At 62.1% G+C, this 23,386-nt stretch carries 21 protein-coding genes; 3 read left to right on the forward strand and 18 right to left on the reverse strand.

What is annotated here, in order from left to right; all coding sequences use genetic code 11:
• Positions 1 to 7: 7 nt before the first annotated feature.
• From coaBC to ACIROW_RS13235, 4 genes are all read right to left on the reverse strand, one after another.
• A complete protein-coding gene (gene coaBC / locus ACIROW_RS13220; protein WP_402276182.1) occupies positions 8 to 1,216 on the reverse strand; it encodes a bifunctional phosphopantothenoylcysteine decarboxylase/phosphopantothenate--cysteine ligase CoaBC in 1,209 nt (402 codons plus the stop codon).
• 75 nt (positions 1,217 to 1,291) lie between these two features.
• On the reverse strand, positions 1,292 to 1,801 hold the full coding sequence (gene lspA / locus ACIROW_RS13225; protein WP_402276185.1) for a signal peptidase II: 510 nt from the start codon (positions 1,799 to 1,801) through the stop codon (positions 1,292 to 1,294).
• A 99-nt stretch (positions 1,802 to 1,900) separates the two neighbouring features.
• Positions 1,901 to 4,795, reverse strand: coding sequence for an isoleucine--tRNA ligase (ileS, locus tag ACIROW_RS13230; RefSeq protein ID WP_402276187.1), 2,895 nt, complete (start codon positions 4,793 to 4,795; stop codon positions 1,901 to 1,903).
• A gap of 98 nt (positions 4,796 to 4,893) precedes the next feature.
• A complete protein-coding gene (locus ACIROW_RS13235) occupies positions 4,894 to 5,871 on the reverse strand; it encodes a bifunctional riboflavin kinase/FAD synthetase (protein ID WP_402276189.1) in 978 nt (325 codons plus the stop codon).
• Between the two features lie 287 nt (positions 5,872 to 6,158).
• Between ACIROW_RS13235 and ACIROW_RS13240 the strand changes: the two genes are divergently transcribed.
• The gene (locus tag ACIROW_RS13240) at positions 6,159 to 6,614 is read left to right on the forward strand and encodes a GNAT family N-acetyltransferase (RefSeq protein ID WP_402276192.1); all 456 of its coding nucleotides are present in this window, start codon (positions 6,159 to 6,161) and stop codon (positions 6,612 to 6,614) included.
• Between the two features lie 36 nt (positions 6,615 to 6,650).
• Here ACIROW_RS13240 and ACIROW_RS13245 read toward each other — a convergent pair whose 3' ends face one another.
• From ACIROW_RS13245 to ACIROW_RS13310, 14 genes are all read right to left on the reverse strand, one after another.
• Complete coding sequence (locus ACIROW_RS13245) at positions 6,651 to 7,343, reverse strand: GntR family transcriptional regulator (RefSeq protein ID WP_402276194.1); 693 nt, start codon at positions 7,341 to 7,343, stop codon at positions 6,651 to 6,653.
• A gap of 54 nt (positions 7,344 to 7,397) precedes the next feature.
• Positions 7,398 to 7,778 carry an oxalurate catabolism protein HpxZ gene (hpxZ, locus tag ACIROW_RS13250; RefSeq protein ID WP_402276197.1) on the reverse strand — a complete coding sequence of 127 codons (381 nt, stop codon included), beginning with the start codon at positions 7,776 to 7,778 and terminating at the stop codon, positions 7,398 to 7,400.
• Positions 7,775 to 8,461 (reverse strand): cysteine hydrolase family protein, encoded by a 687-nt coding sequence (locus ACIROW_RS13255; protein WP_402276199.1) that lies wholly within the window; start codon positions 8,459 to 8,461, stop codon positions 7,775 to 7,777. The genes hpxZ and ACIROW_RS13255 overlap by 4 nt, the downstream gene beginning before the upstream one ends.
• Positions 8,458 to 10,047, reverse strand: coding sequence for an ABC transporter ATP-binding protein (locus tag ACIROW_RS13260; protein ID WP_402276201.1), 1,590 nt, complete (start codon positions 10,045 to 10,047; stop codon positions 8,458 to 8,460). The genes ACIROW_RS13255 and ACIROW_RS13260 overlap by 4 nt, the downstream gene beginning before the upstream one ends.
• Positions 10,048 to 10,049: 2 nt before the next feature.
• Positions 10,050 to 10,745 (reverse strand): cysteine hydrolase family protein, encoded by a 696-nt coding sequence (locus ACIROW_RS13265; protein WP_402276203.1) that lies wholly within the window; start codon positions 10,743 to 10,745, stop codon positions 10,050 to 10,052.
• Between the two features lie 16 nt (positions 10,746 to 10,761).
• On the reverse strand, positions 10,762 to 11,682 hold the full coding sequence (locus tag ACIROW_RS13270) for an ABC transporter permease (RefSeq protein WP_402276205.1): 921 nt from the start codon (positions 11,680 to 11,682) through the stop codon (positions 10,762 to 10,764).
• On the reverse strand, positions 11,675 to 12,817 hold the full coding sequence (locus ACIROW_RS13275) for an ABC transporter permease (RefSeq protein WP_402276208.1): 1,143 nt from the start codon (positions 12,815 to 12,817) through the stop codon (positions 11,675 to 11,677). Before ACIROW_RS13275 ends, ACIROW_RS13270 begins: the two co-directional genes overlap by 8 nt.
• A 108-nt stretch (positions 12,818 to 12,925) precedes the next feature.
• On the reverse strand, positions 12,926 to 14,023 hold the full coding sequence (locus ACIROW_RS13280) for a BMP family ABC transporter substrate-binding protein (protein WP_402276211.1): 1,098 nt from the start codon (positions 14,021 to 14,023) through the stop codon (positions 12,926 to 12,928).
• Between the two features lie 62 nt (positions 14,024 to 14,085).
• Entirely contained in the window at positions 14,086 to 14,931 is an 846-nt protein-coding gene (locus ACIROW_RS13285) for an ABC transporter ATP-binding protein (RefSeq protein ID WP_402276214.1), read from the reverse strand.
• Positions 14,928 to 15,794: an ABC transporter permease gene (locus ACIROW_RS13290; RefSeq protein ID WP_402276217.1), complete on the reverse strand. Its 867-nt coding sequence runs from the start codon at positions 15,792 to 15,794 to the stop codon at positions 14,928 to 14,930. The genes ACIROW_RS13285 and ACIROW_RS13290 overlap by 4 nt, the downstream gene beginning before the upstream one ends.
• A 2-nt stretch (positions 15,795 to 15,796) precedes the next feature.
• Positions 15,797 to 16,846: an ABC transporter substrate-binding protein gene (locus tag ACIROW_RS13295; RefSeq protein WP_402276220.1), complete on the reverse strand. Its 1,050-nt coding sequence runs from the start codon at positions 16,844 to 16,846 to the stop codon at positions 15,797 to 15,799.
• Positions 16,847 to 16,890: 44 nt separating this feature from the next.
• Entirely contained in the window at positions 16,891 to 18,747 is a 1,857-nt protein-coding gene (gene atzF / locus ACIROW_RS13300; RefSeq protein WP_402276223.1) for an allophanate hydrolase, read from the reverse strand.
• A 368-nt stretch (positions 18,748 to 19,115) separates the two neighbouring features.
• A complete protein-coding gene (locus tag ACIROW_RS13305) occupies positions 19,116 to 19,580 on the reverse strand; it encodes a YidB family protein (protein WP_402276226.1) in 465 nt (154 codons plus the stop codon).
• A 212-nt stretch (positions 19,581 to 19,792) separates the two neighbouring features.
• Positions 19,793 to 20,518, reverse strand: a complete 726-nt coding sequence (locus tag ACIROW_RS13310) for a 16S rRNA (uracil(1498)-N(3))-methyltransferase (protein WP_402276229.1) — start codon at positions 20,516 to 20,518, stop codon at positions 19,793 to 19,795.
• Positions 20,519 to 20,808: 290 nt separating this feature from the next.
• Between ACIROW_RS13310 and tkt the strand changes: the two genes are divergently transcribed.
• Positions 20,809 to 22,803: a transketolase gene (gene tkt / locus ACIROW_RS13315; RefSeq protein WP_402276232.1), complete on the forward strand. Its 1,995-nt coding sequence runs from the start codon at positions 20,809 to 20,811 to the stop codon at positions 22,801 to 22,803.
• On the forward strand, positions 22,800 to 23,378 hold the full coding sequence (locus ACIROW_RS13320; protein WP_402276234.1) for a GNAT family N-acetyltransferase: 579 nt from the start codon (positions 22,800 to 22,802) through the stop codon (positions 23,376 to 23,378). Before tkt ends, ACIROW_RS13320 begins: the two co-directional genes overlap by 4 nt.
• Positions 23,379 to 23,386: the final 8 nt, after the last annotated feature.

Here is a 23,386-nt window from a genome sequence, read left to right on the forward strand (position 1 = left end):
TTAAAAATCAATGCGAGACGGCTGCAGACAAGCGATACGCAATTTCGCGCACCAGTTGTCGCGCCAGCGTCTGCTTGTCGGCGCGCGGCAGGCTGGTATGGCCCTTGTCGTCGAACAGCGTCAGTGCGTTTTCATCCTTGCCGAAGGTCTGATGGCCGATGTTGCCGACCAGCAGGGGAATGTTTTTCTTCACGCGTTTGGCGGCACCGTACTGTTCGAGATTTTCCGACTCGGCTGCAAAGCCCACGCAATAGGGGCGCTTCGGTAAAGCAGCCACATCCGCCAGGATGTCCGCGTTCTGTTCGAAGGCCAGCTTGAGGCTGTCATCGTCGGCGCTCTTCTTGAGCTTCTGCTCACTGACGTTGGCGACGCGCCAGTCGGCCACCGCGGCGACGGCGACAAAAATGTCCTGGCCGGCGATGTTGGCGAACACCGCGTCATGCATCTGCTGCGCCGTCTGCACGTCAATGCGACGTACACCGTAAGGTGCGTCCAGTGCGGTCGGTCCCGACACCAGCACCACCTCGGCGCCGGCTTCGCGTGCAGCGCGGGCCACGGCATAGCCCATTTTGCCCGATGACAGATTGGTGATGCCGCGCACCGGATCAATCGGCTCGAAGGTCGGACCGGCTGTCAGCAATACGCGGCGTCCGGCCAACAGCTTGGGCTGGAACGCGGCGATGATTTCTTCCCGCAGTTGTTCAGGCTCAAGCATCCGGCCATAGCCGACTTCGCCGCAGGCCTGGTCGCCCGAATCGGGGCCGAGCAATTTGATGCCGTCCTGCTGCACCTGCGCGATGTTGCGCTGGGTCGCCGGGTTCTGCCACATCTCGACGTTCATGGCCGGGGCGATCATCAGCGGCACGCCATGCGGACGCGCCACGCAGAGTGTGGACAGCAGATCGTCGCAGGCGCCGTGCGCGAGTTTGAAAATGAAATCGGTGGAGCAGGGCACGATCACGATCGCGTCGATCCCGCGCGTGAGGTCGATGTGCGGCATGTTGTTCCCGATGCGCGCATCCCATTGATCGGTGTAGACCGTGTTGCCGGTCAGCGCCTGCATGGTGACGGTCGTGATGAATTGTGTTGCCGCCTGCGTCATGACGACTTGCACCGAGGCACCCGCCTTGCCGAGGCCGCGCGCCAGTTCGGCGGCCTTGTAGCAGGCCACGCCGCCGGTCAGGCCGAGAAGGATTTTTTTGCCAGCGAGATCCATTGCCCTACTCCTTATAGAACTCAATCGTGACGACCGCAGCAATCAAGAAAATTGCTGCAGCCTTGCCGCCAGCCACTATTTGCCGACGCGGCGCAATTCATCCAGCACGAACAATACCGCACCGACGCAGATCGCACTATCGGCGATGTTGAAAGCCGGCCAGTGCCAGTTGCCAATGAAGACATCGAGGAAGTCGATCACATGACCGTACAGGATGCGATCGATCACGTTGCCCACCGCGCCGCCCAGGATCAGCGCCAGCGCCCAGCAAAACATGCGTTGGCCGGCGTGCTTGCGCAGCAGATAGATGATGTAGATCGCGGCGGCGATGCCGATCGCGGTGAAGAGGTGGCGCTGCCAGCCCGATTCGGCGGCCAGGAAGCTGAACGCCGCGCCCTTGTTGTAGACCAGCACCAGATTGAAGAAGCCGGTGATCGGACGCGATTCGCCGTAGTGGAACAGCTTGAGAATCGTGATCTTGGACAGTTGATCCAGCAGCAGGACGATCAGCGAAATACCCAGCCATGGCAGCAGGCTGTTGTTGTTGCTGGAGCTGGGCATGAGGCGTTTTTTATTGGAAGCCATGGAGGATGAATATGGATACGGACGTTGATGATATCGGGAGAAAAAGCGCGGAAAAAGCGCCGGCACGTGTCATATGTCACGCGCCGGCTTGCCTGATGCTTAAGCGAAGTGGCGGTCTTCACCGCTGCCGAACAGATTGGCGACGCAGCGGCCGCACAGGCCTTCGTGTTCGGCATGTGAGCCGACATCCGCGCGATAGTGCCAGCAGCGTTCGCATTTCTGATTGGCCGATGGCGTGACGACGATGGCTTCGTCGGCTTCCGCCGCCACCGCAGTGACCTTGGCGGCCGAGGTGATCAGCACGAACTTCAGATCGTCGCCCAGGCTTTGCAGCAAGGCCACCTTGTCGCCGCTGACCTTGAGTTCGACTTCCGCTTGCAGCGACGAACCGATGTTGCCGGCGATGCGGACTTCTTCCAGTTGCTTGGTCACGGTGGCGCGCACTTCATGCAGCACGTTGAACTTGGCCACCAGCGCGTCAGCCTGCGCCACTTCCGGCAGCGTGTAATACGTCTGCGAGAAGATGGTTTCGCTGCTGTCGGCAAAGGCTTCCTTGCTTGCGAAGAAGCTCCATGCCTCTTCCGCCGTGAACGAAAGCGTCGGCGCCATCAGGCGCAGCAGCGCCTGGGTGATGTGCCAGATCGCGGTCTGCGCCGAACGGCGCGCGTGCGAATCGACGCCACTGGTGTAGAGGCGGTCCTTGAGGATGTCGAGGTAGAAACCGCCCAGGTCTTCCGAGCAATACATCTGCAGCTTGGAGACCACCGGATGGAACTCATAGGTCTCGTAATGCGCCAGGATTTCCTTCTGCAGGTTGGCCATGTTGGCGATCGCATAGCGGTCGATTTCCAGCATCTCGGCGACCGGCACGGCGTTCTTGGCCATGTCGAAATCGGCCGTGTTGGCCAGCAGGAAGCGCAGCGTATTGCGGATGCGGCGATAGGCTTCCGTCACGCGCTTGAGGATTTCGTCCGAGATCGAGATCTCGCCCGAGTAGTCGCTCGACGCCACCCACAGGCGCAGGATTTCAGCGCCCAGCGAGTCGGCCACCTTTTGCGGTTCGACGCCATTCTTGAGCGACTTCGACATCTTGCGACCTTCCCCGTCCACCACGAAGCCGTGCGTCAGCAAGGCCTTGTACGGTGCGCAGCCGTTCAGCATCGACGAGGTCAGCAAGGAGGAGTGGAACCAGCCGCGATGCTGGTCCGAACCTTCCAGGTACAGGTCGGCCGGGAACTGGAGCTCATCCTTATGCGAACCGCGCAGCACGGTCTGATGGGTCGAGCCGGAGTCGAACCAGACGTCCAGCGTGTCCTTGTTCTTCAGGTATTGATCGGCTTCGTCGCCCAGCAATTCCTTCGGATCCAGCGCCTGCCATGCCTCGATGCCGCCGTGCTCGATGCGCTGGGCGATCTGTTCCAGCAGCTCGGGCGTGCGTGGATGCAGCAGGCCGGTTTCCTTATGCACGAAGAAGGCCATCGGCACGCCCCATTGGCGTTGGCGCGACAGCGTCCAGTCGGGACGGTTGGCGATCATGCCGTGCAGGCGCGCCTTGCCCCAGGCCGGAAAGAAGGCGGTGTCCTCGATGCCTTGCAGCGCGGTGTCGCGCAGGCTCTTGCCACCATCCTTGGGGGTGTTGTCCATGCTCGCGAACCATTGCGAGGTGGCGCGATAGATGATCGGCGTCTTGTGGCGCCAGCAGTGCATGTAGCTGTGGTCGAACATCACCAGCTTGAACAGCGCGCCGGTTTCTTCCAGCTTGGCGCAGATCGGCTTGGAGGCCTCCCAGATCGTCAGGCCGGCGAACAGCGGCAGCGACGACGCGTAGCGGCCGTCGCCCATGACCGGGCTGATGATGTCGTCGTCCTTCATGCCGTGCGCCTTGCACGAGATAAAGTCTTCGATACCGTAAGCCGGCGCCGAGTGGACGATGCCGGTGCCGCTGTCGGCGGTCACATAGTCGCCCAGGTAGATCGGCGACAGGCGGTCGTAGCCCTTGTCGGCTTTCGCCAGCGGATGATGGAAGGCGATCAGCGACAGCGCTTCGCCCTTGGCGGTGGCGATGACCTTGCCTTCCAGGCCGTAACGCTGCAGGCAGGCTTCGACCAGGTCGTTGGCCAGGATCAGCAAGGTCGGTTCGCCGTTGCGCTCGGTCTGCACCAGCGCATAGTCGAATTCCGGATGTACGTTCAGCGCCTGGTTGGACGGGATGGTCCATGGCGTGGTGGTCCAGATGACCACGTAGCCTTTATCTGTTGGCAGCTTGGCCAGGCCGAAGGCCTTGGCGATCTTGTCGTGTTCCGCAAACGGGAAGCCGACGTCAATGGCCGGGTCGCGCTTGTCCTGGTATTCCACTTCCGCTTCCGCCAATGCGGAGCCGCAGTCGAAACACCAGTTGACCGGCTTCAGGCCGCGATAGACATAACCCTTCTCCAGGATCGTGCCGAGCGCGCGCAGCTCATCGGCTTCGTTGGAGAAGTTCATGGTCTTGTATGGATTGTCCCATTCGCCCAATACGCCGAGGCGGATGAAGTCCTTCTTCTGCAGCTCAATCTGCTCGTTGGCGTAAGCGCGCGCCTTGGCTTGCACTTCGGCCACCGGCAGGTTCTTGCCGTATTTCTTTTCGATCTGGATTTCGATCGGCATGCCGTGGCAATCCCAGCCCGGTACGTATTGCGCATCGAAGCCGGCCATGTTGCGGGCCTTGACGATCATGTCCTTGAGGATCTTGTTGACGGCGTGGCCCAGGTGGATTTCACCGTTGGCGTACGGCGGACCGTCGTGCAGGATGAACTTCGGACGACCGGCCGAGGCCTTGCGGATACGTTGATACAGCTTCTTGCTCTGCCATTCCTTGACCCATTGCGGCTCGCGCTTGGCCAGGTCGCCGCGCATCGGGAACGCGGTTTCGGTCATGTTGACCGGATACTTGCCGGCCGGTTTGCCTTCGTTCTTGCCGGGCTTGTTCGGCTTGGAGGATTCGTTGTTCGACATAAGTTGTTTTCAGTTAAATTCGGGAAATCGGTGACGGCTGATGCCGGAAGAAGCGGTGCCGCGAATGACTGCCGGCGAGCGAGCGGGGCGGGCCAGCGTCAAATTCGGTCGGTGGCGGACACGGCGAAACTCGCCTGTTCCTTGAACCAGGCACGCGCCTGTTGCGCATCGCGCTCAATGGCTGCCGTCAATGTCGGCAGGTCGACGTATTTCTCTTCGTCGCGAATCTTCTTCAGGAACTCCACGCGCAGCAATTTGCCGTAGCAATCGCCGCTGTAGTCGAAGATATGCGTTTCCAGCAGCACGCGGCCGCTGTCGTCCACGGTCGGGCGTACGCCCAGGCTGGCAACGGCCGGCAAGGGTTGGTCGCCCAGTCCGTGCACCTGCACGATGAAGATGCCTGACAGCGCCGGATGCTTGTGGCTCACGCGCATGTTGAGCGTCGGGAATCCGATGGTGCGGCCGAGCTTCTTGCCGTGCACCACGTGGCCGGAGATCGCGTACGAATGGCCCAGCAACTGGCGTGCATGCGGGAAGTCCGCCTTTGCCAGCGCCGCACGGATGGCCGACGACGAAATCCGCACGCCGTCGTTGTTCACATTCGGCATGGTGTGCACTTCGAAACCGTATTGCTTGCCGGCGTCGATCAGCGTCTGGATATTGCCGGCGCGGCGCGAGCCGAAGCAGAAGTCTTCGCCGACCAGCAGCCAGCGCACGTGCAGGCCCTGGATCAGGATCTTCTCGATGAAGTCTTGCGGCGACAGGGCGGCGAAGTTGGCGTTGAAATGTTCGACGATGACGCGGTCGACACCGGCATTGGACAGCGATTGCAGCTTGTCGCGCAGGTTGGCGATGCGTTGCGGGGCTTTTTCCGGGGTGCCGGCCAGCTGTGCGAAGAACTCGCGCGGATGCGGTTCGAACGTCATCACGGCGGCATCCAGGTTCAGGCGGGTGGCCGCTTCGCGCACCTGCGCCAGCAGCGCCTGGTGGCCACGGTGCACGCCGTCGAAGTTGCCGATCGTCAGCGCGCAGGGCGCACGCGATTCAGCATTGGGAAGTCCGCGAAATACCTTCATGGAAGAGGTTAAAAGTGATGCCGTTGCAAAAGCCTTCCATTATAAATGTTTTCGGAGGCCCACCCCTGATTTGGCGGCGAAACGGCGGGAAACAAGCCGCAGCTGAAGCCGCTCCAAGGCATCGGGCTGACCGGCGAGGCGGTTTTTCAAGGGGAATTGATCAAAGTGCAATTATTCCAATTTGGAAATATTGTTCGGCGCCAATGCCAGCGTCCCCGACCCTTGGCATAATGGCCGAATCCGGCAGAACTTCACTCTACAGACGCCAACCCCCCAAGGAAGCAGCGATGCACATAGAAGTCGACGATCTTTCGCGCCCCGCCATTCACGCCTTGCTCGAAGAGCATTTGCGCAATATGCGTGAGATATCGCCTCCGGAGAGCGTGCATGCTCTTGACCTTGGCAAGCTGCGCAGCCCCGACATCACGTTCTGGACGGCGTGGAAGGATGCGCAACTGATTGGCTGCGGTGCGCTCAAGGAGCTCGATCGCCTGCACGGCGAGATCAAGTCCATGCGCACCCCGCAAGCGCTGCGCCGCAAAGGCGCCGGCCGGGCAATGCTGGCGCACATCATCGGGCAAGCCAGGGCGCGCGGCTATGAACGCCTCAGCCTGGAGACCGGATCGCTCGATGCATTCAAGCCGGCCCGGCAACTGTATGAGAGTGTGGGTTTCGTCTACTGCGGCCCGTTCGGGACTTACGAAGAAGATCCGAACAGCCTGTTCATGACCTTGCGTCTGTAAACTTGGGCGAGGCGGCGTAGAGAGTTGTTCTGGCCGCTAAGGCAGTGTTTTCAATTGTTCCTGGCGCGCCTCGGCCAGCATCCAGATCGTGATCTTGCGCACTTCCAGCTTGCTTTGCGTGATGTGGGCGCGCAGCAGGATCTGCGCCTCGGTGGCCTTGCGCTTGGCGATCAGCTTGAGGATCTTGCCGTGTTCTTCATAGGTCGCCAGCACACGGTTCTTCTTGAGAAAGTCGAGACGGCGCACGATGCGGATCTTTTCCGTGACCTCGGTGTGGATGCGCGTCATTTCCTCGTTGCCGGCGGCGGCGACCAGGTTGGTGTGGAAGCTTTCATCGAGCTCGGCAACCTTGACGGCTTCGCTTTCGCGTTCGTCTTCCGGCACCAGCCAGATCGAGTTCAGCGCCAGCAGGCCCGGCGAAGGATCGGGATTCTGGCACAGACGCTCGAGCGCCGCCATTTCCAGCACGATGCGCAAGTCATACAGATTGTCGAGCCGGTCGAAGTCGATGGGCCGCACCTTCCAGCCGCGCCGGAAGCCGACGTCCAGGTAGCCTTCGCGCTGCATCCGGAAAAGGGCGTCGCGCAGCGGCGTACGCGAGACGCCGTAGGACAGCGCCATCTCGGTTTCGGTAAAGTTGTCGCCCGGCAGCAGGCGGAAATTGAAGATGTCTTCCTTGAGCCGGTTGTAAACCTGTTCAGCAAGCGGATTTGCAGCAGTTACGGTCATGGCGGGACGTCGTCAATACAAAGAAGAAATCGGAACAACTATCTTGGAACCTGTTCACAGCATCAGGCTGACATGGGCCGCGACGATACGCCATTCATCGTCCATGCGCACCCAGGTTTGCATCTGGCGGCCGATTTTATCGGAGTCCTCGCCGGTAAATTCGGTGCTGACAGTAGCATAGTCGCTGCCGAAGGTCGTGACCACCGTGCGATGCAATTTACGCGAAGGATGCACCGGCGCGCAGGTCTGGCGATATTGGCGGATCGCTTCGCCGCCCAGCAGGATTTCACCCACGCCGTAGCGCACCGTCTGCGGGTCGTACCAGAACCAGCGGTCCAGCGCGGGCACGTCGTGGATCAGCAGGGCGTGTTCGTAGTCGGCGAAGGCTTGTTCGACTTCTTCCACGATGTGCGGCAGATTGACTTGCGGATTCATGATGCGGTTTCTCCGGCGGTTTCTTTGAATGCGGTTTGCAAAGTGGATAGCGACGCTTGCCAGCCGACGATGCCGCCCTGTGCGGTCAACATGGCCAGCGTGGCCTGATGAAAGACGGGGAAATAACTGGCGCAGGCATCTTCGACGATCAGGCATTCGTAACCGCGGTCGTTGGCTTCGCGCATCGAAGTCTGCACGCAGACTTCGGTCGTGACGCCGGCAAACAGCAGGTGCGTGATGCTGCGCGCCTGCAATTGGGCATGCAGGTCGGTGGCGTAGAACGCGCCCTTGCCAGGTTTGTCGATCACCAGCTCGCCGTATTGCGGCGCCAGCAGCGGCAGGATCTGGTTGCCCGGTTCGCCGCGCACCAGGATGCGGCCCATCGGGCCTTCATCGCCGATGCCCAGCGTCGGATTGCCGCGCTTGAGTTTGGCCGGCGGGCAATCGGACAGATCCGGCGAATGCGATTCGCGCGTATGCACCACCAGCATGTTCTGTTCGCGCGCCAGCGCCAGCAGGTTCGCCACGGTCGGCACGATGATCGTCAGCGGCCGCACGTCATTGCCGAGCACGCTGCCGAAGCCGCCTTCCTCGACGAAATCGCGCTGCATGTCGATCACCACCAGCGCCGTGCGGCGGCTGTCGAATTGGTAAGGATAGGGAATGGCGTCGACGGTGATCATGCGGTCTCCAGTTGAGCGTTGTGTGAGGTTGCGTCCGCGTGCTGACCATGTCCCGCCATCCAGCGTCCCAGCTCAGCGCGGTCGGCGCCGGCGGCATCAGTCGCATGCACGATAGCGCCGTCGGTCATGACCACGATGCGGTCCGACAACTCCAGCAACTCATCGAGATCTTCGCTCACGAGCAAGACTGCCGCGCCCAGTGCGCGCGCCTGCAGCAGGCGTGCATGGATGTCGGCCACCGAAGCGAAGTCGAGGCCGAACACCGGATTGGCGACGATCAACACGTTGACGGCGTCTTCCTGCCTGGTCGAGTCGCCCAGTTCGCGCGCCAGCACCGCGCGCTGCACGTTGCCGCCCGAAAGCGTGCCGATGGCGCGTTCCGGCAGCGGCGGCTTGACGTTGAAGGCGGCGATCAGGGCCTGCGCCTGCTTGCGCATGGCGGCGCGATTGACGCTCCAGCGCAGCCAGCCGCTGCGACGGAACGGCGCGACGTCGAAATTGCGTAACGCCATGTTTTCGGCGACGTTCATCCCCGCGATGCAGGCGTTGCGCAGCGGTTCTTCCGGCAGCGCAAAGACCTTGCGCTCGCGCATTTCAGTACGGCTGGCCTGGTAATCGGCGCCGTTGATCTGTACTTCGCCGGACAAGCGGCGGCGCTGGCCGAGCAGGGCTTCCACCAGTTCTTTCTGCCCGTTGCCGGAGATGCCGGCCAGGCCGACGATCTCGCCGCGCTTTACCTGCAGCGACAGCGTGTTGACGGCGGTGACGCCACGGTCATTGAGCACCAGCAGGGAATCCACGTTCAGTCCGACCGGCGCATTGGCGGGCACGGGTGGTCGCGCCACGGCTTCTTTTTCGACGCGCGCCTGTCCCATCATCCAGTGTGCGAGTTCGGCCGGACTGGTGTCGGCTACCGCCGCGCTGCCGACCAGCCGTCCCTTGCGCAGCACCGTGACATCGTCGGCGTAGGCGGTGACTTCGTGGAATTTGTGCGTGATCATCAGCACGGTCAGTTCTTCGCGACGAGTGAGGTCGCGCATCAGGCCGAGCACTTCGTCGGCTTCCTGCGGCGTGAGCACCGAGGTCGGTTCGTCGAGGATCAGCAGGCGGCGGCGCAGGTAAAGTTGCTTGAGGATTTCGAGCTTCTGTTTTTCGCCGGCGGACAGGCTGCTGATGAGGCGGTCGAGGTCGAGCCGGAACGGCATCGCCTCCATGAATTCTTCCAGCGCCTGGCGTTCCAGGTTCCAGTGGATGCGCCAGCGCACCAGTCCGCGCGCCAGCAGCAGGTTTTCGGCCACGGAAAGGCTCGGCGCCAGCGTGAAATGCTGGTACACCATGCCGATGCCGAGCATGTTGGGCACGCGCGGGCCGCGAATCTCCACCTCGCGGCGATCGGCCTGGATGATGCCCTGGTCGAGCGGGCTGTAGCCGACCAGGCCTTTGACGAGCGTACTTTTTCCCGCGCCGTTTTCGCCCAGCAGCGCATGGATGGTGCCGGCCTTGATCTTGATCGAGACCTCGTCCAGCGCGCGGAATTCGCCGAAGGATTTGCCGGCGCCGATGACTTCCAGCTCGAGCGCGTGCATGATTATTTGCCTATCGCTTGCAACAGCGATGACGAGTCCGACACCGCGCCGAACACGCCGCCTTGCATCTTGATCATCGACAGCGCCGCCAGATGATTGTTGTGATCGGTGGCGCCGCAGCAGTCGGCCAGCATCACGCATTCGAAGCCGCGATCATTGGCTTCGCGCATGGTGGTGTGGACGCAGACGTCGGTGGTGATGCCGGTCAGGATCAGGTTGCGGATGCCGCGCGTGTGCAGCACCAGTTCCAGGTCGGTGGCGCAGAACGAGCCCTTGCCCGGTTTGTCGATGATGATTTCGCCGGCGATGGGCGCCAGTTCGGGAATGATTTCCCAGCCCGGCTCGCCCCGCACGAGGATTTTTCCACAGGGGCCGTCATCACCGATGCCGACGCCGTTGGCGCCGATCCGGCGCGAACGCCAGCGCTTGTTGGCGGGCAGGTCGGACAAGTCGGGGCGATGGCCTTCACGGGTATGGATGATGGTGTAGCCGCCGGTGCGCATGGCGGCCAGCACGCTCTTGATCGGCGCGATCGGTGCGCGCGTCAGCGACAGGTCGTAACCCATCTTGTCGACGTAGCCGCCGATGCCGCAGAAGTCGGTCTGCATGTCGATCACGATCAGCGCGGTGTTGCCCGGCGTCAGCGCACCGTCGTAGGGCCACGGGTAGGGTTCGGACTGGATGAACAATTCGGACATATCGGTTTCTCCTGATTTATCTGGTAAGGCTGAGCTCGCCCGGCGCGCTCGACAGCGTGCGGTCGGGGCGGCAGGTAATGATCATGATCAGCAGGGTCAGCGCGTAAGGCGCGGCGTTGAACAGGTAATAGCCCGAGGTCACGCCGACCGCCTGCAAGGCCGGACCGAGTGCGCCCGCAGCGCCGAACAGCAGCGCCGCCAGCAGGCAGCGCAGCGGCTGCCAGCGCGCAAAAATCACCAGTGCCACCGCCATCAAGCCTTGTCCGCTGGACAGGCCTTCGTTCCAGCTGCCGGGGTAGTAGAGCGAAAGATAAGCGCCGCCCACCGCCGCCAGGAAGCCGCCGCAAGCCGTCGCGATGATGCGCGTCAGATTGATGCGATAGCCGAGTGCGCGCGCGGTCTCGGCATGGTCGCCGACCAGGCGCAGCGCCAGGCCCCAGCTGGTGCTCGACAGGCCCCATTGCAAGGCGGCGGCCAACAGCACGCCGATCAGGAACAGGGCATTGATTTCGAGCGCGTGATGCAGATGCGGATTGCTGCTCCAGCGACCGAGATCGATCGACGGCAGCATCGTCGCCTGCGGCTGGATGAACGGCTTGCCGAGGAAGAAGGCGAGGCCGGTGCCGAGCAGCATCAGCGCGATGCCGAAGGCGATATCGTTGACGCGCGGCAGCGAACACACCAAACCGTGCAAGGTGCCGAGCAGCATGCCGGAGGCGCCCGCCGCCAGCACACCCAGCCAGGCCGAGCCGGAGAAGAAGGAGACGGCGTAGCCGGTCATCGCGCCGCAAACCAGGATGCCTTCGAGGCCGAGATTCACGCGGCCGCCTTTTTCGGTCAGGCATTCGCCCAGACTGACGAACAGGAAGGGCGTGCCGACCCGGATCGCGCCCGCGAACAAGGCCAGCAGCAGCGTGGTGAAATCGAAATCAACCATGGATGGTCTCCGCGACAGTGGTCGACAAAGGTTGCGCCTGCTGCTGCCAGCGCGTCTTCAACGCGCCGAGACGACCAGTGATGGCTTCCCATGCCAACAGGTTGCAGAACAGCAGTCCCTGCAACACCAGCGTGGTGGCGTCGGGCAGGTCGAGGCGGCGTTGCAGCAGGCTGCCGCTGGCTTCGACGCCGCCGATGACGACCGCGCAGACGATGATGGCGAGCGGATTCTGGCGCGCGGCAAAGGCAACCAGAATGCCGCTGAATCCGTAGCCTGCCAGCAGCGCGCTGTTGGCGCTGCCATGCACGGCGGTGACTTCGAACATGCCGGCCAGACCCGCTGCAGCGCCACCCATGGCGCAGGCGATCACGACCAGGCGATTGACCGGCAGGCCGACCAGGCGCGCAGTACGACCGTTGCCCCCGGCAATCGCCATGGCGAAACCGGTCACGCTATGGCGCAGGAATACCCACGCCGCCACACAAGCCAGTGCACCCCAGACCAATCCCCAATGCACATCGAGACCGGGCAGGGGATTGATCAGATAGGCGTCCGGCAGCGGCACTGTCGACGGCTTGTTGAGACTGGCCGGATCGCGCAGCGGACCTTCGACCAGATGTTTGAACAGTGCAACCGCGATGTAGGAAAGCAGCAGGCTGGAGATGGTTTCGTTGACACCGCGCCATTGACGCAGGGCGCCGCACAGCGCGATCCAGAGACCGCCGGCGATCATCGCAACGATGGCCATGGCCGGCAACATGATCCACGGCGACAGCATGGGTAAGAAAGAAGGAAGCACGGCGGCAAACAAACCACCCATCGCCAGCGCGCCTTCTCCGCCGATGACGATCAGGCCCACGCGCGCAGGCAGCGCCACGCACAGCGCCGTCAGCAGCAAAGGCGCTGCGCGCTGCAAGGTATTTTGCCAGGCGAACATCGAGCCGAACGCACCCTGGAAAATCAGCAGGCAGGCTTCGGTCGCGGGCTTGCCCTGCACCAGAAGGAACAGCACGAACAGCAACAGTGTACCGGCCAGCGCGCACAGCGTCGGCAATACCGGCGCCAGCGCGATACCGATACGGGCCTTCAGCTGCAAAATGAAACCACTGCTTTCCGCGCGGTCGTGTGTGGTCATGGCGATCAATGAACAATGAATGGCGAAAAAAATCCGTAAGCGGCGCGTTGCGGTGACGACTATTTGTCGCTGCAACGCGCTGCCGTATCACATTGCGTCAAGCAGTTTTCATACCTGGCCGACGACGCCCGCCACCAGATAATTCATCTTCTCGAGCGCGACGTCGGTCTGAATTTGCGTGGTGCCGGCCGGGATCACGACTGCACCCTTGTTGTCCTTGATCGGCCCCTTGAAAATCTGGAATTTACCGGCGAGCATCTGCGCCTTGACGTCGTCGGCCTTCTTCTTCGCGGCGGCGCTGACGTTGGCGCCGTAAGGCGACATCTTGACGAAATTGTCCTTGAGGCCGCCGCGCAGGAAGTTGATCATCGGCTTGCCTTCCAGCGTGGCCTTGACGATCTCGGTATAAGGCGTGGCCCAGTTCCACTCGGCGCCGGTGAGGTAGCCCTTGGGCGCGAGCGCGGCCTGGCTGGCGTGGTAGCCGCAGGTCATGACACCGCGCTTCTCGGCGGTTTCGACGATGACCTTGGGGCCGTCGACGTGACAGGTGATGACGTCGCAGCCCTGGTCGATCAGGCTGTTGGCGGCTTCGGCTTCCTTGACCGGCAGCGACCAGTCGCCGGTGAAGATCACGCGTGTGGTGATAGCCGGATCGACCGACTGCGCGCCCAGCGTGAAGGCATTGATGTTGCGCAGCACCTGCGGGATCGGCTTGGCGGCGATGAAGGCCAGCTTCTTGGATTTGCTCATGTGTCCGGCGACCACGCCGGACAGGTATTCGCACTCTTCGATGTAGCCGAAGAAGCTGCCGACGTTGAGCGGATGCTTGCCTTGCGTCCACAGGCCGCCGCAATGGGCGATGCGCACCTTGGGATATTTCTCCGCGACTTTCAGCACGTGCGGATCGAAGTAGCCGAACGAGGTCGGGAAGATCAGCGATGCGCCGTCCTGCTGGATCATGGCTTCCATGGTCTTTTGCACGGCCACGGTTTCCGGGACTTTCTCTTCTTCGATGACCTTGATGCCGGGCATTTTCTTGATGATGGCGGCAGCCTGCGCATGCGACTGGTTGTAGCCGAAATCGTCGCGTGCGCCGACATAGATGAAGCCGACCGTCAGCGGTGCGGCAGCCAGCAGGTCCAGTGGAAATGCCGAGCCCAGCGCGGCGGCGCCGGTCAGTTTGAGAAAGTCACGACGGTTGTTCATCTTTGGCTCCGGTAAAGGGAAACGTTGGTGGTGTTGTTGGCAAAGTGATGCTGAAAAAAATCTTATTTCGGCGGCTGAGCAGTAGCCTCGCGCCGCACTTCAGTCTGGAAAATTTCCAGGCTCATCTTCTTGGCGTCGATGAAGCGCGGTTGCGTCAGCGTCTCCACCGTGCGCGGACGGGCATCGTCGTAATGCAGGATGTGTGCCACCTTGGTCGGGCGCTTGGTCAGCAGCAGGATCTCGTCGGCGAGGTAGACCGCTTCTTCCAGATCGTGCGAGACCAGCATCATGGTGGTGCCGGTCTGCATGAAGACTTCCTGCAGCTTTTCGCGGATGAACAGCGTCATCTCGAAGTCGAGCGCGGAGAACGGTTCGTCGAGAAACAGCACCTCCGGCCCCGGCGCCAGTGCGCGCATGATGGAAGCGGTCTGCTGCTGGCCGCCCGACATTTCATACGGATAGCGGTTGAGGTCGAACTTGACGTCGAAGGAAGCCACCAGTTCTTCCACGCGGCGGTTGATCTCGACCTTGGATTTGCCTTCCAGCTTGAGCGGGTAGGCGATGTTGTCGATGGTGCGCAACCACGGGAACATCGCTTCGCGGTAGTTCTGGAAGACGTAGCCGATCTTGGTGTCGGCCAGCGATTTGCCGTCGAACAGGATCTGGCCGGCGTCGATCGGGATCAGGCCGGCGATCATGTTGATCAGCGTCGACTTGCCGCAGCCGTTGGGGCCGAACACCGAGACGATCTTTCCCTTGGGGATGTCAAGGTTGAAATCCTCGTACAGGGGCCAGCCGGCGAAATATTTGGTCAGCCCTCGGATCGTGATGTGGGTGCCGGGAGGACCGGGAACGAAAGGGACGACCGGCTCTTCGTGCTTCAATTTCGGGGAAATGACGACGCTCATCTTCCGCTCCAGTGGACGATACGTTTTTCAATCACGATGAACACCACGTTCAACGCATAGCCGAGCGCGCCGGCGGCCAGGATCGCGGCATACATTTCGCGCACGTTCAACACTTGCTGGGCGTCGATGATCTTGTGGCCAAGGCCGTTTTCGGAGCCGATGAACATTTCGGCCACGATCACGATCACCAGCGCCATCGACACCGCACTGCGCAGGCCGACGAAGGTCGGTTGCAGGCTTTCCCACAGCAGCACGTCCTTGAAGATCTGCCAGCGCGACGCACCCATGACCTTGGCCGCCATCACGCGCTGCTTGCGGGCGTTGAGCACACCGTAAGCGCTGTTGAACAGCACGATCAGCAGCGCGCCGAAGGCGGCGATGGCGACCTTGTTGATGTCCGACACGCCGAAGATCAGCAGGAACAGCGGGATCAGTGCCGACGACGGCGTCGAGCGGAAAAAGTCGATCAGGAACTCCACGCTGCGATAGGCGCGCTCGTTGCTGCCCAGCAGAACACCGAGCGGTACGCCGACCACGGCGGCAATCAGGAAGGCTTCCAGCGTGCGCATCACCGTCACCAGGAAATCCAGCAACAGCGGTCCGCCGGCGAGGCCGTTGACCAGCGTGATCAGCGTTGCCGCAGGCGTCGGCAGCAGGATCGCCTTGATCCAGCCGGCGCGCACCACCAGGTCCCAGATGATGAACAAGGCGATCGGGCCGATGAAAGGCAGGAGCTTGCCGAAGGACGGCAGCGCACGGCGCTTTTTGACAACCGGTGCAGGCTTGATTTCAGCCGCCGCAACGCCTGCGGTGTCCGGCTTGGCGGCAGCATCGGCGCCGTCAACAGTGAGGGAGTCAGCCATGATCAACCCTTGTAAAGAAGCGAATCCACCATCACGCGCGAGGCGAAGATGCCCTTGTCGACGAACAGGTCGTAGAACTTCTGGAAGTAGGCAACGTCGCTGGCCTTGAACTCGTTGTAGAGCATGTAAGACGCCAGCGGAACTTCATTGGTGAGCGAACCTTCGATGGCGGTGTAGCCCTTGAGGTAAGGACGCGCCTTGTCGGGCGTCTTGCGGATCAGCTCGATGCCGCGCGCATAAGCGGCGATGTATTTTTTGGTTTCGGCCGGATGCTTCTTGATGAACTCGGTGGTCAGCGCCGCTGCGCCGCCATGCCATGGCGCGTTCGGATTGCCGAGGATGTACTTGGCGATGACGCCGGCTTCCAGCACGCGGGTGGTGTTGTTCATGCGGCCGACGGTGCCGGTCGGCTCCAGCGTGTAGACGGCGTCGACCTGACCTGCGGCAAGCGCGGCGACGTGCTGGCCGATCGGCAGTTCGGTAACAGTGGCGCCGGTCGCGCCCGCGCGTTCGAGCACGGTCTTGGCCAGCGTGACGTTCTGGATGCCGGGACCGGAGGCGACCTTCTTGCCCTTGAGTTCGGCGATCGATTTGATGGTGCTGTCTTTCGGCACCAGGAATTCGTCGAGCACGTATTGCGCATTGCTCGGATTCGTCGCGAAGATCTTGAACAGGCCGGGCTGGGCGATTTCACCAATGGCCAGGTTGCCGGCGCCGGTGCCGTTGGCCGAACCATCAGCGCGACCTGACAGCATGGCTTCCATCACTTGCTGCGCACCGGCGAATTTGATTGGTTGCACATCAAGGCCGGCTTCCTTGAAGTAGCCGGCTTCCACCGCTGCGTAAAAGGGCAGGCCGGCGGCGACCGGCCAGTAGCCGATCCGGATCGGCACGCTTTGCGCGCGCAGGATCGCCGGCGCGCCGCCCAGCGCCAGCGTGGTCGCGACCGTGCCGGCGGCACCGAGGAAGCGGCGGCGTCGCGCCGACTCCACCTTCACCTCTGTCTGTGTGCCAAGTGCGTTTTCTGTATCAGAGATTGCTGTTTTTTTCATGCTGGCTCCGTGAGGTGGGGGCGGAAAATAAGGTCGAAGGTTGTTCAGATTTTTGCAGCGAGATACGCAGTCCAGCCGCCGTAACCGGTGATGTCGCGCGCATTGTCCAGCGCTGCCGGTTCGCAGATGAAGCCCTTGACGCTGCTGCCGTCGGCCAGCTCCATCGTGCCGATGCCCAGCGGCGCAGGAATCGCGGCGACGAAGCTGCCGAAATTGCGCAGCGGCATTTCCCAGACTTCGGTGATGATGGCGACGCCGTCCTCTCCATTTGCACTATTGATGCGGACAAGGCCCGGTTTGGCCGGCGTGGTGTTGGCGAGCGCGTAAAGGCGGTAATGTTTGCTGGTGGTGGTGGTGGCATGCAGGCGCGCGCCGGCTTCCAGCAGTTGCCAGTTCAGCGGCTGGCCGCTCAGATGCGCGCCGACCACGCCGACCTTGATGGTCGGTTCATTGAAGGGCAGCGGCGCTGCCGCCACGGCGTCGGCCTGCGCCGCGCCGCCGAGCAGTTGCTGGAACTTCGCCCCGGCTTCAGCCAGCAAGTGGTCGGAGCCGGCCGGCCCGATCAGCGTGATCCCGGCGGGCAAGCCGTCCTTGCGCCACACGGCAGGAATCGCCAGCGCCGCCATGTCCATCAAGTTGACGAAATTGGTGTAGTAGCCGAGCTGGGAATTGCGCACCACCGGATCCGCTTCCACTGCAGCGATGGTTGGCATCGTCGTCGTTGTCGGCACCAGCAGCAGGTCGGTGTCTTGCAGCAGGTTTTCCGCTTCGCGGCGCAGCCCGGCGAGGCGGTATTGGCCGTTGAAGGCGTCGACCGCATTGAACTTGTCGGCTTGCGCGGTGATCTCCCGAACTACCGGATGGATCGCCGCATTATTGGTGTCGTAAAAATCTCCCAGTGCGGCGCGTCGCTCGGCCACCCACGGGCCCTGGTAAAGCAATTGCGCGGCATCGGTGAACGCGTCGAAAGGAATGCGCGTGATGCTAACGCCCGGCATGGCCGTGACTTTTTCCAACGCCTGCTCGAACGCCAGCCGGGCCTGCTCGTCGCCATAGAACTCCGGCTTGGCCGGTACGGCGACGCGATAGCCGCGGCGTTTGACGCCGAGCATGGCCGGGGTGCGCGAGTAGGCGTCGGCGGCGTCAAAGCCGGCCGCGCTTTGCAGCACGCGCCAGGCATCGGCGACGTCGTGCGCGAAGATGGAAATGCAATCGAGCGTGCGGCATGCCGGCACCATGCCGCTGCCGCTGAGCAGGCCGCGCGTCGGCTTGAGCCCGACCAGGTTGTTGAAGGCGGCCGGCACGCGGCCCGACCCGGCGGTGTCGGTGCCGAGCGAGAACAACACCTGTCCCAGCGCGACCGCGACGGCGGAGCCGGAGCTGGAGCCGCCCGATACATATTCGGGTTGCAGCGCGTTGCGCACCGCGCCGTAGGGCGAACGCACGCCCACCAGGCCGGTGGCGAACTGGTCGAGATTGGTTTTGCCGATCAGCAGGGCGCCGGCTTTCTGCAAGCGCGCGACCACCGTGGCGCTGACTTGCGGCACATGGCTGAATTCAGGGCAGGCGGCGGTGGTCGGCAGTTCGGCGACGTCGATATTGTCTTTCACCGCAAACGGGATGCCGAACAGCGGCAGCGTCTCGAACACCGCTTCGCCCTTGATCTGCAGCATCAGGTCAAGTGCGGCGGCCTGTTGCTTGAGCGTCTTGGCGGACACGCGATGAATCCAGACCTCGGTGCGATCGGACTGCTCGATCTGCGTCAACAGGTCGCCGATCAGCTTGCTCGGCTTGAGGCTGCCGGTGCGATAGGAGGCCAGCAAATCGGCGATGGTCCGCTGCGGGGCGGCGGAATTCGAGGAGGCGGAGGAGGCGTATTGGGGCAAAGTAGTTGCTGACATAGATATATGCATTCTTGAATACAAGATGAAAAATATTAAGCAGATAGCGTGCCAGCGGATCTTTGGGGGCGCTCTGAGAACGACGGGAGGCGCCGAAACCGCTTGCCGCAGCTTGTTTGGCGGCATCGCAGTCAGCGCGACAATGAGGGGAGATTGATGGTGGAAAGAGGACGGACTTGATCGGAAACGCGGAGGAGTGCGTTCGATTGGCGCGTTCAGCAACGCCAAACTGGTGCCTGCACCAGATTTTGGTGCAGGCGGGGACGCAGGCAGCTAATGATTAGCGGGCAATGATGGCGTGGCGATTGCCCCGCCGAGAGTCACAAGAATAAGGCTCGAAAATCAAGCTCGAGATTCAAGCTCGAGATTCAGGCCGACTTGCCGCCGAGAAAGCCGCCAAGCAGGCTGCCGATTTCCGAGCCGAGATCGCCGTCGGATGCGGGCACCTGGCCGTTTGGCGTCAGATGATCAACCAGGCCTGGAAGAATCTGGGCCAGATGGCCGGCGATATCGCTTTGCGGAATGCCGGCCGTTTGCGCCAGCCCGCTCAACTGGTCGTCGCCCAGCGCTTGCGCCAGCTGATCGCCCGAGACCGGCTGATTTTGGCCGGTGCCGATCCAGGAATCGACGATCTGGCCGAGGCCTGCATTTTGCAGGCTGCCGAGCAAGCCGCCCAATCCGCCAAGCCCACCCAGCGCGCCCGAGCCGCCGGACGGATTGTTGGCAAGCATGCTCAGCACAGCCTGAATCAACGCTGTTTTGGGGTCGCCGCCGGTTGCATTGCCGTTTGTACTGTCATTGAGTGCGCCGAGTACGCTGTCGAGTAAGCCCATGAGATTCTCCTGAAAGGAAGTGAAGGAACGATCCGGCAGGGGAGGAAAAGAATTGCCGGAACGGGTGGAGAGGCAACGGATGGCACGCTGACTGCGTTGTCGAAGGATGTGGAGATATCTCTTCTTTTGTCTCTCTATGCCTATGTTTACTGCTTTTCCTGCTTCTTCATATTTCTGCTGACTTCTCTGAAGCGGCCTTGCCGGGAAGCTGCCTACATCTCGCCCCAGATCGCATTGATCGCCGCCAGCGCGCTCAGGCCGGCGGTTTCGGTGCGCAGCACGCGCGGTCCCATCGACAGCATCAGCGCGCCTTGGTCGCAGGCCAGGTTTTCTTCGGCTTCGGTAAAGCCGCCCTCCGGGCCGACTACCAGGCTCAGCGCCTGCGCCGGGTGATGGCGCGCCCAGTCGGACAGCGATTGCTCGCCGCGCGGCGACAGCAGAATGCGCTTGTGGAGGTCGCTCTGGCCGATCCAGCTGTTGAATTCGGTCAGCGGCGCCAGATGCGCCAAACGATTGCGTCCGCTTTGTTCCGCCGCGGCCTGGACAATCCCTTGCCAGTGGCTCTGCTTCTTCTCGGCACGCTCGCTGTTGAGGCGCACCACGCAACGTTGCGCCGCCAGCGGCTGGATCGCGGCCACGCCGAGCTCCATGGCTTTCTCGATGATCCAGTCCATTTTGGATGCTTCCGGCAGCGCCTGCGCCAGCGTGACGGCGTAGGACAGCTCGGCTTCGCGCGGCGAAAAGGTCTTGACCTCGGCGTACACGCGCTTTTTTTCCATCTGGGTGATGACCGCCGTATATTCGCCGCCCTGGCCGTTGAACAGGGTGATCGGATTGCCCATTTGCATGCGGATCACCTGGACATGGTGCGCGACCTGTTCGGGCAGGGCCAGCGTCATGCCGATGGCCAGGGAGTCGGGGCAGTAAAAGCGAGGCATGGGATGGACGATCCGATAGAAAAATGGCAATTGGCAACGATTTGAAGCGATTTAACCGGAGGCGCGGGCAAAAATGCATAAAAAATTGTTTTTTTACATGCCGTAATACGCCGCCGACATGCCGCGATTTTAATTCTTCGGGCTGGTCTCTGGTAAAATAGTTGGCTCAGTCTGGCTTGATCCGGGAGTTCATCCGGGCCGACCGGCAAGGCATCCGACATGCGCGCGTTAGGTCCAAATTGTTCGTAACGGCGTAGTTCGACCGCAATCCGCAACTCTTTGACATCGACATGACTTCCACACTCCCTACCGACAAGATGGCCAACGCGATCCGCGCGCTGGCAATGGACGCAGTACAAAAAGCAAACTCAGGACACCCAGGCGCGCCGATGGGGATGGCGGAAATCGCAGTTGCATTGTGGGCCAAGCACTATCGCCACAACCCGACCAATCCGCAATGGGCCAACCGCGACCGCTTCGTGCTGTCCAACGGCCACGGTTCGATGCTGCAATACGCCTTGTTGCACCTGACCGGTTACGACCTGTCGATGGACGAGATCAAGAACTTCCGCCAACTGCATTCCAAGACCGCCGGCCATCCGGAAGTCCACATCACCCCAGGCGTGGAAACCACCACCGGTCCGCTCGGCCAGGGCATCACCAACGCCGTCGGCATGGCGCTGGCGGAAAAGTTGCTGGCTGCAGAATTCAACAAGCCGGACCTGGCCGTGGTTGATCACTACACTTACGCTTTCGTCGGCGACGGCTGCCTGATGGAAGGCATCTCGCACGAAGCCTGTTCGCTGGCCGGCACGTTGCGCCTGTCCAAGCTGATCGTGCTGTACGACGACAACGGCATCTCCATTGACGGCAAGGTCGAAGGCTGGTTCAAGGACGACACCCCGAAGCGCTTCGAAGCCTACGGCTGGAACGTGATCCCTGCGGTCGACGGTCACAACGTCGAAGCGGTCAACTCCGCCATCCATCAGGCCAAGCTGGCCGACAAGCCGACCCTGATCTGCTGCAAGACCGTGATCGGCAAGGGTTCGCCGAACCTGGCCGGCACCGACAAGGTCCACGGCGCGGCGCTGGGCGACAAGGAAGTCGCGGCAGTGCGCGAAGCGCTGGGCTGGACTTCGGCGCCATTTGAAATCCCTGCCGACATCTATTCCGCGTGGGATGGCAAGGTCCAAGGCCAGCAATTGGAAGCCGACTGGAACAAGCTGTACCAGGCTTATCAGGCCAAGTACCCGACCGAAGCCGCCGAACTGGTGCGCCGCCTGAAGGGCGAGCTGCCGGCCGGTTTCGACGCGGCGGTGCAGGCTTACATCGCCAGCACCATCGACAAGAAAGAAACCATCGCCACCCGCAAGGCCAGCCAGAACGCGATCCAGGCTTACGCGCAAGTGCTGCCTGAATTCCTCGGCGGTTCGGCCGACCTGACCGGCTCCAATCTGACCAACTGGAAAGAATCGGTGGCCGTGCGCGCCGATGTCGCCGGCAACCACATCAACTATGGCGTGCGCGAATTCGGCATGAGCGCGATCATGAACGGCATCGCCCTGCATGGCGGCTACATTCCGTTCGGCGCGACTTTCCTGACCTTCTCCGATTACAGCCGCAATGCATTGCGCATGGCCGCGCTGATGAAGCTGCGTGCGCTGTTCGTGTTCACGCATGACTCCATCGGCCTGGGCGAAGACGGCCCGACCCATCAATCGGTCGAGCACGTTTCCAGCCTGCGCCTGATCCCGAATCTGGACAACTGGCGTCCATGCGACACGGTCGAATCGGCCGTGGCATGGGAGCAGTCGGTCAAGCGCAACGACGGTCCGAGCACCTTGATCTTCTCGCGTCAAAACCTGCCGTTCCAGGAGCGTACTCCTCAGCAAGTCGCCGACATCAAGCGCGGCGGCTACATCCTCAGGGAAGCCAAGGACGCCAAGGTTATCCTGATCGCCACCGGTTCGGAAATCGAACTGGCGGTCAAGGCGGCCGACGAACTGGCGGCGCAAGGCATCCTCGCGCGCATCGTGTCGATGCCGAGCACCGATGTGTTCGATCGCCAGGATGCAGCCTACAAGGCCAGCGTGCTGCAGCGCGGCGTGCCGCGCGTCGCGATCGAAGCCGGCGTGACCTCGACCTGGTACAAGTATGTCGGCCTGGAAGGCGCCGTGGTCGGTATCGACACCTTCGGTGAATCGGCTCCCGCAGGCGTGCTGTTCAAGCATTTCGGCTTCACCGTCGAAAACGTCGTCGCCAAGGCCAAGCTGATCCTGGCATGAGTGTCTCCGGCAACGACATCATCAATGTCGTCGGTCCGGTGACGGTCCGGCGCGCGACGGTCGATGATGCAGCCCTGATCGCTCAGGTGCGTATCGACAGCTGGCGCGCGGCATATCGCGGCATGATTCCGGACGCCTATCTGGACGGCATGAAGGTGGAAGACAGCACACGCATGTGGACGCGCGTGCTGGGCGCGGCGTCCGACGCCGCCTGCACCTTCGTGGCGGAAGTGGAGGGCGAACTGGTCGGTTTCGCCGCCGGCATTACGCTGGCGGAACGCAAGCTGGATTTCGATGCCGAACTGACAGCCCTGTACGTTTTACCTTCGGCCCAGCGCGCCGGCATTGGCCGCCGCCTGCTGACCGAAGTGGCTGCAACACTGGGCGCGGCAGGAGCGCCCAACCTGCTGGTCTGGGTGCTGGCGCAGAACAAGAAGGCGCGCGACTTTTACGCGCACCTCGATGCGCTGCTGCTGGCTGAACAGACCTTCAAGTGGGATGAACTGGATTTGATCGAAGTCGCCTATGGCTGGCGCGACATCCAATCCATCGGCAGAATTACTACTGTTTCTTAAGGAGAAAA

The sequence above is a fragment of the Herbaspirillum sp. NPDC101397 genome, from assembly GCF_044767325.1.
GTDB lineage: Bacteria > Pseudomonadota > Gammaproteobacteria > Burkholderiales > Burkholderiaceae_D > Herbaspirillum.

Coding starts and splice junctions, on each gene's coding strand:
- ACIROW_RS13310 (WP_402276229.1), bottom strand. CDS start 20,518: ATGCCTCGCTTTTACTGCCCCGACTCCCTGGCCATCGGCATGACGCTG.
- ACIROW_RS13255 (WP_402276199.1), bottom strand. CDS start 8,461: ATGATCACCGTCGACGCCATTCCCTATCCTTACCAATTCGACAGCCGC.
- ACIROW_RS13240 (WP_402276192.1), top strand. CDS start 6,159: ATGCACATAGAAGTCGACGATCTTTCGCGCCCCGCCATTCACGCCTTG.
- ACIROW_RS13265 (WP_402276203.1), bottom strand. CDS start 10,745: ATGTCCGAATTGTTCATCCAGTCCGAACCCTACCCGTGGCCCTACGAC.
- ACIROW_RS13280 (WP_402276211.1), bottom strand. CDS start 14,023: ATGAACAACCGTCGTGACTTTCTCAAACTGACCGGCGCCGCCGCGCTG.
- ACIROW_RS13290 (WP_402276217.1), bottom strand. CDS start 15,794: ATGGCTGACTCCCTCACTGTTGACGGCGCCGATGCTGCCGCCAAGCCG.
- ACIROW_RS13270 (WP_402276205.1), bottom strand. CDS start 11,682: ATGGTTGATTTCGATTTCACCACGCTGCTGCTGGCCTTGTTCGCGGGC.
- ACIROW_RS13260 (WP_402276201.1), bottom strand. CDS start 10,047: ATGCACGCGCTCGAGCTGGAAGTCATCGGCGCCGGCAAATCCTTCGGC.
- ileS (WP_402276187.1), bottom strand. CDS start 4,795: ATGTCGAACAACGAATCCTCCAAGCCGAACAAGCCCGGCAAGAACGAA.
- ACIROW_RS13285 (WP_402276214.1), bottom strand. CDS start 14,931: ATGAGCGTCGTCATTTCCCCGAAATTGAAGCACGAAGAGCCGGTCGTC.
- ACIROW_RS13275 (WP_402276208.1), bottom strand. CDS start 12,817: ATGACCACACACGACCGCGCGGAAAGCAGTGGTTTCATTTTGCAGCTG.
- tkt (WP_402276232.1), top strand. CDS start 20,809: ATGACTTCCACACTCCCTACCGACAAGATGGCCAACGCGATCCGCGCG.
- atzF (WP_402276223.1), bottom strand. CDS start 18,747: ATGTCAGCAACTACTTTGCCCCAATACGCCTCCTCCGCCTCCTCGAAT.
- lspA (WP_402276185.1), bottom strand. CDS start 1,801: ATGGCTTCCAATAAAAAACGCCTCATGCCCAGCTCCAGCAACAACAAC.
- ACIROW_RS13305 (WP_402276226.1), bottom strand. CDS start 19,580: ATGGGCTTACTCGACAGCGTACTCGGCGCACTCAATGACAGTACAAAC.
- hpxZ (WP_402276197.1), bottom strand. CDS start 7,778: ATGAATCCGCAAGTCAATCTGCCGCACATCGTGGAAGAAGTCGAACAA.
- ACIROW_RS13295 (WP_402276220.1), bottom strand. CDS start 16,846: ATGAAAAAAACAGCAATCTCTGATACAGAAAACGCACTTGGCACACAG.
- ACIROW_RS13235 (WP_402276189.1), bottom strand. CDS start 5,871: ATGAAGGTATTTCGCGGACTTCCCAATGCTGAATCGCGTGCGCCCTGC.
- coaBC (WP_402276182.1), bottom strand. CDS start 1,216: ATGGATCTCGCTGGCAAAAAAATCCTTCTCGGCCTGACCGGCGGCGTG.
- ACIROW_RS13320 (WP_402276234.1), top strand. CDS start 22,800: ATGAGTGTCTCCGGCAACGACATCATCAATGTCGTCGGTCCGGTGACG.
- ACIROW_RS13245 (WP_402276194.1), bottom strand. CDS start 7,343: ATGACCGTAACTGCTGCAAATCCGCTTGCTGAACAGGTTTACAACCGG.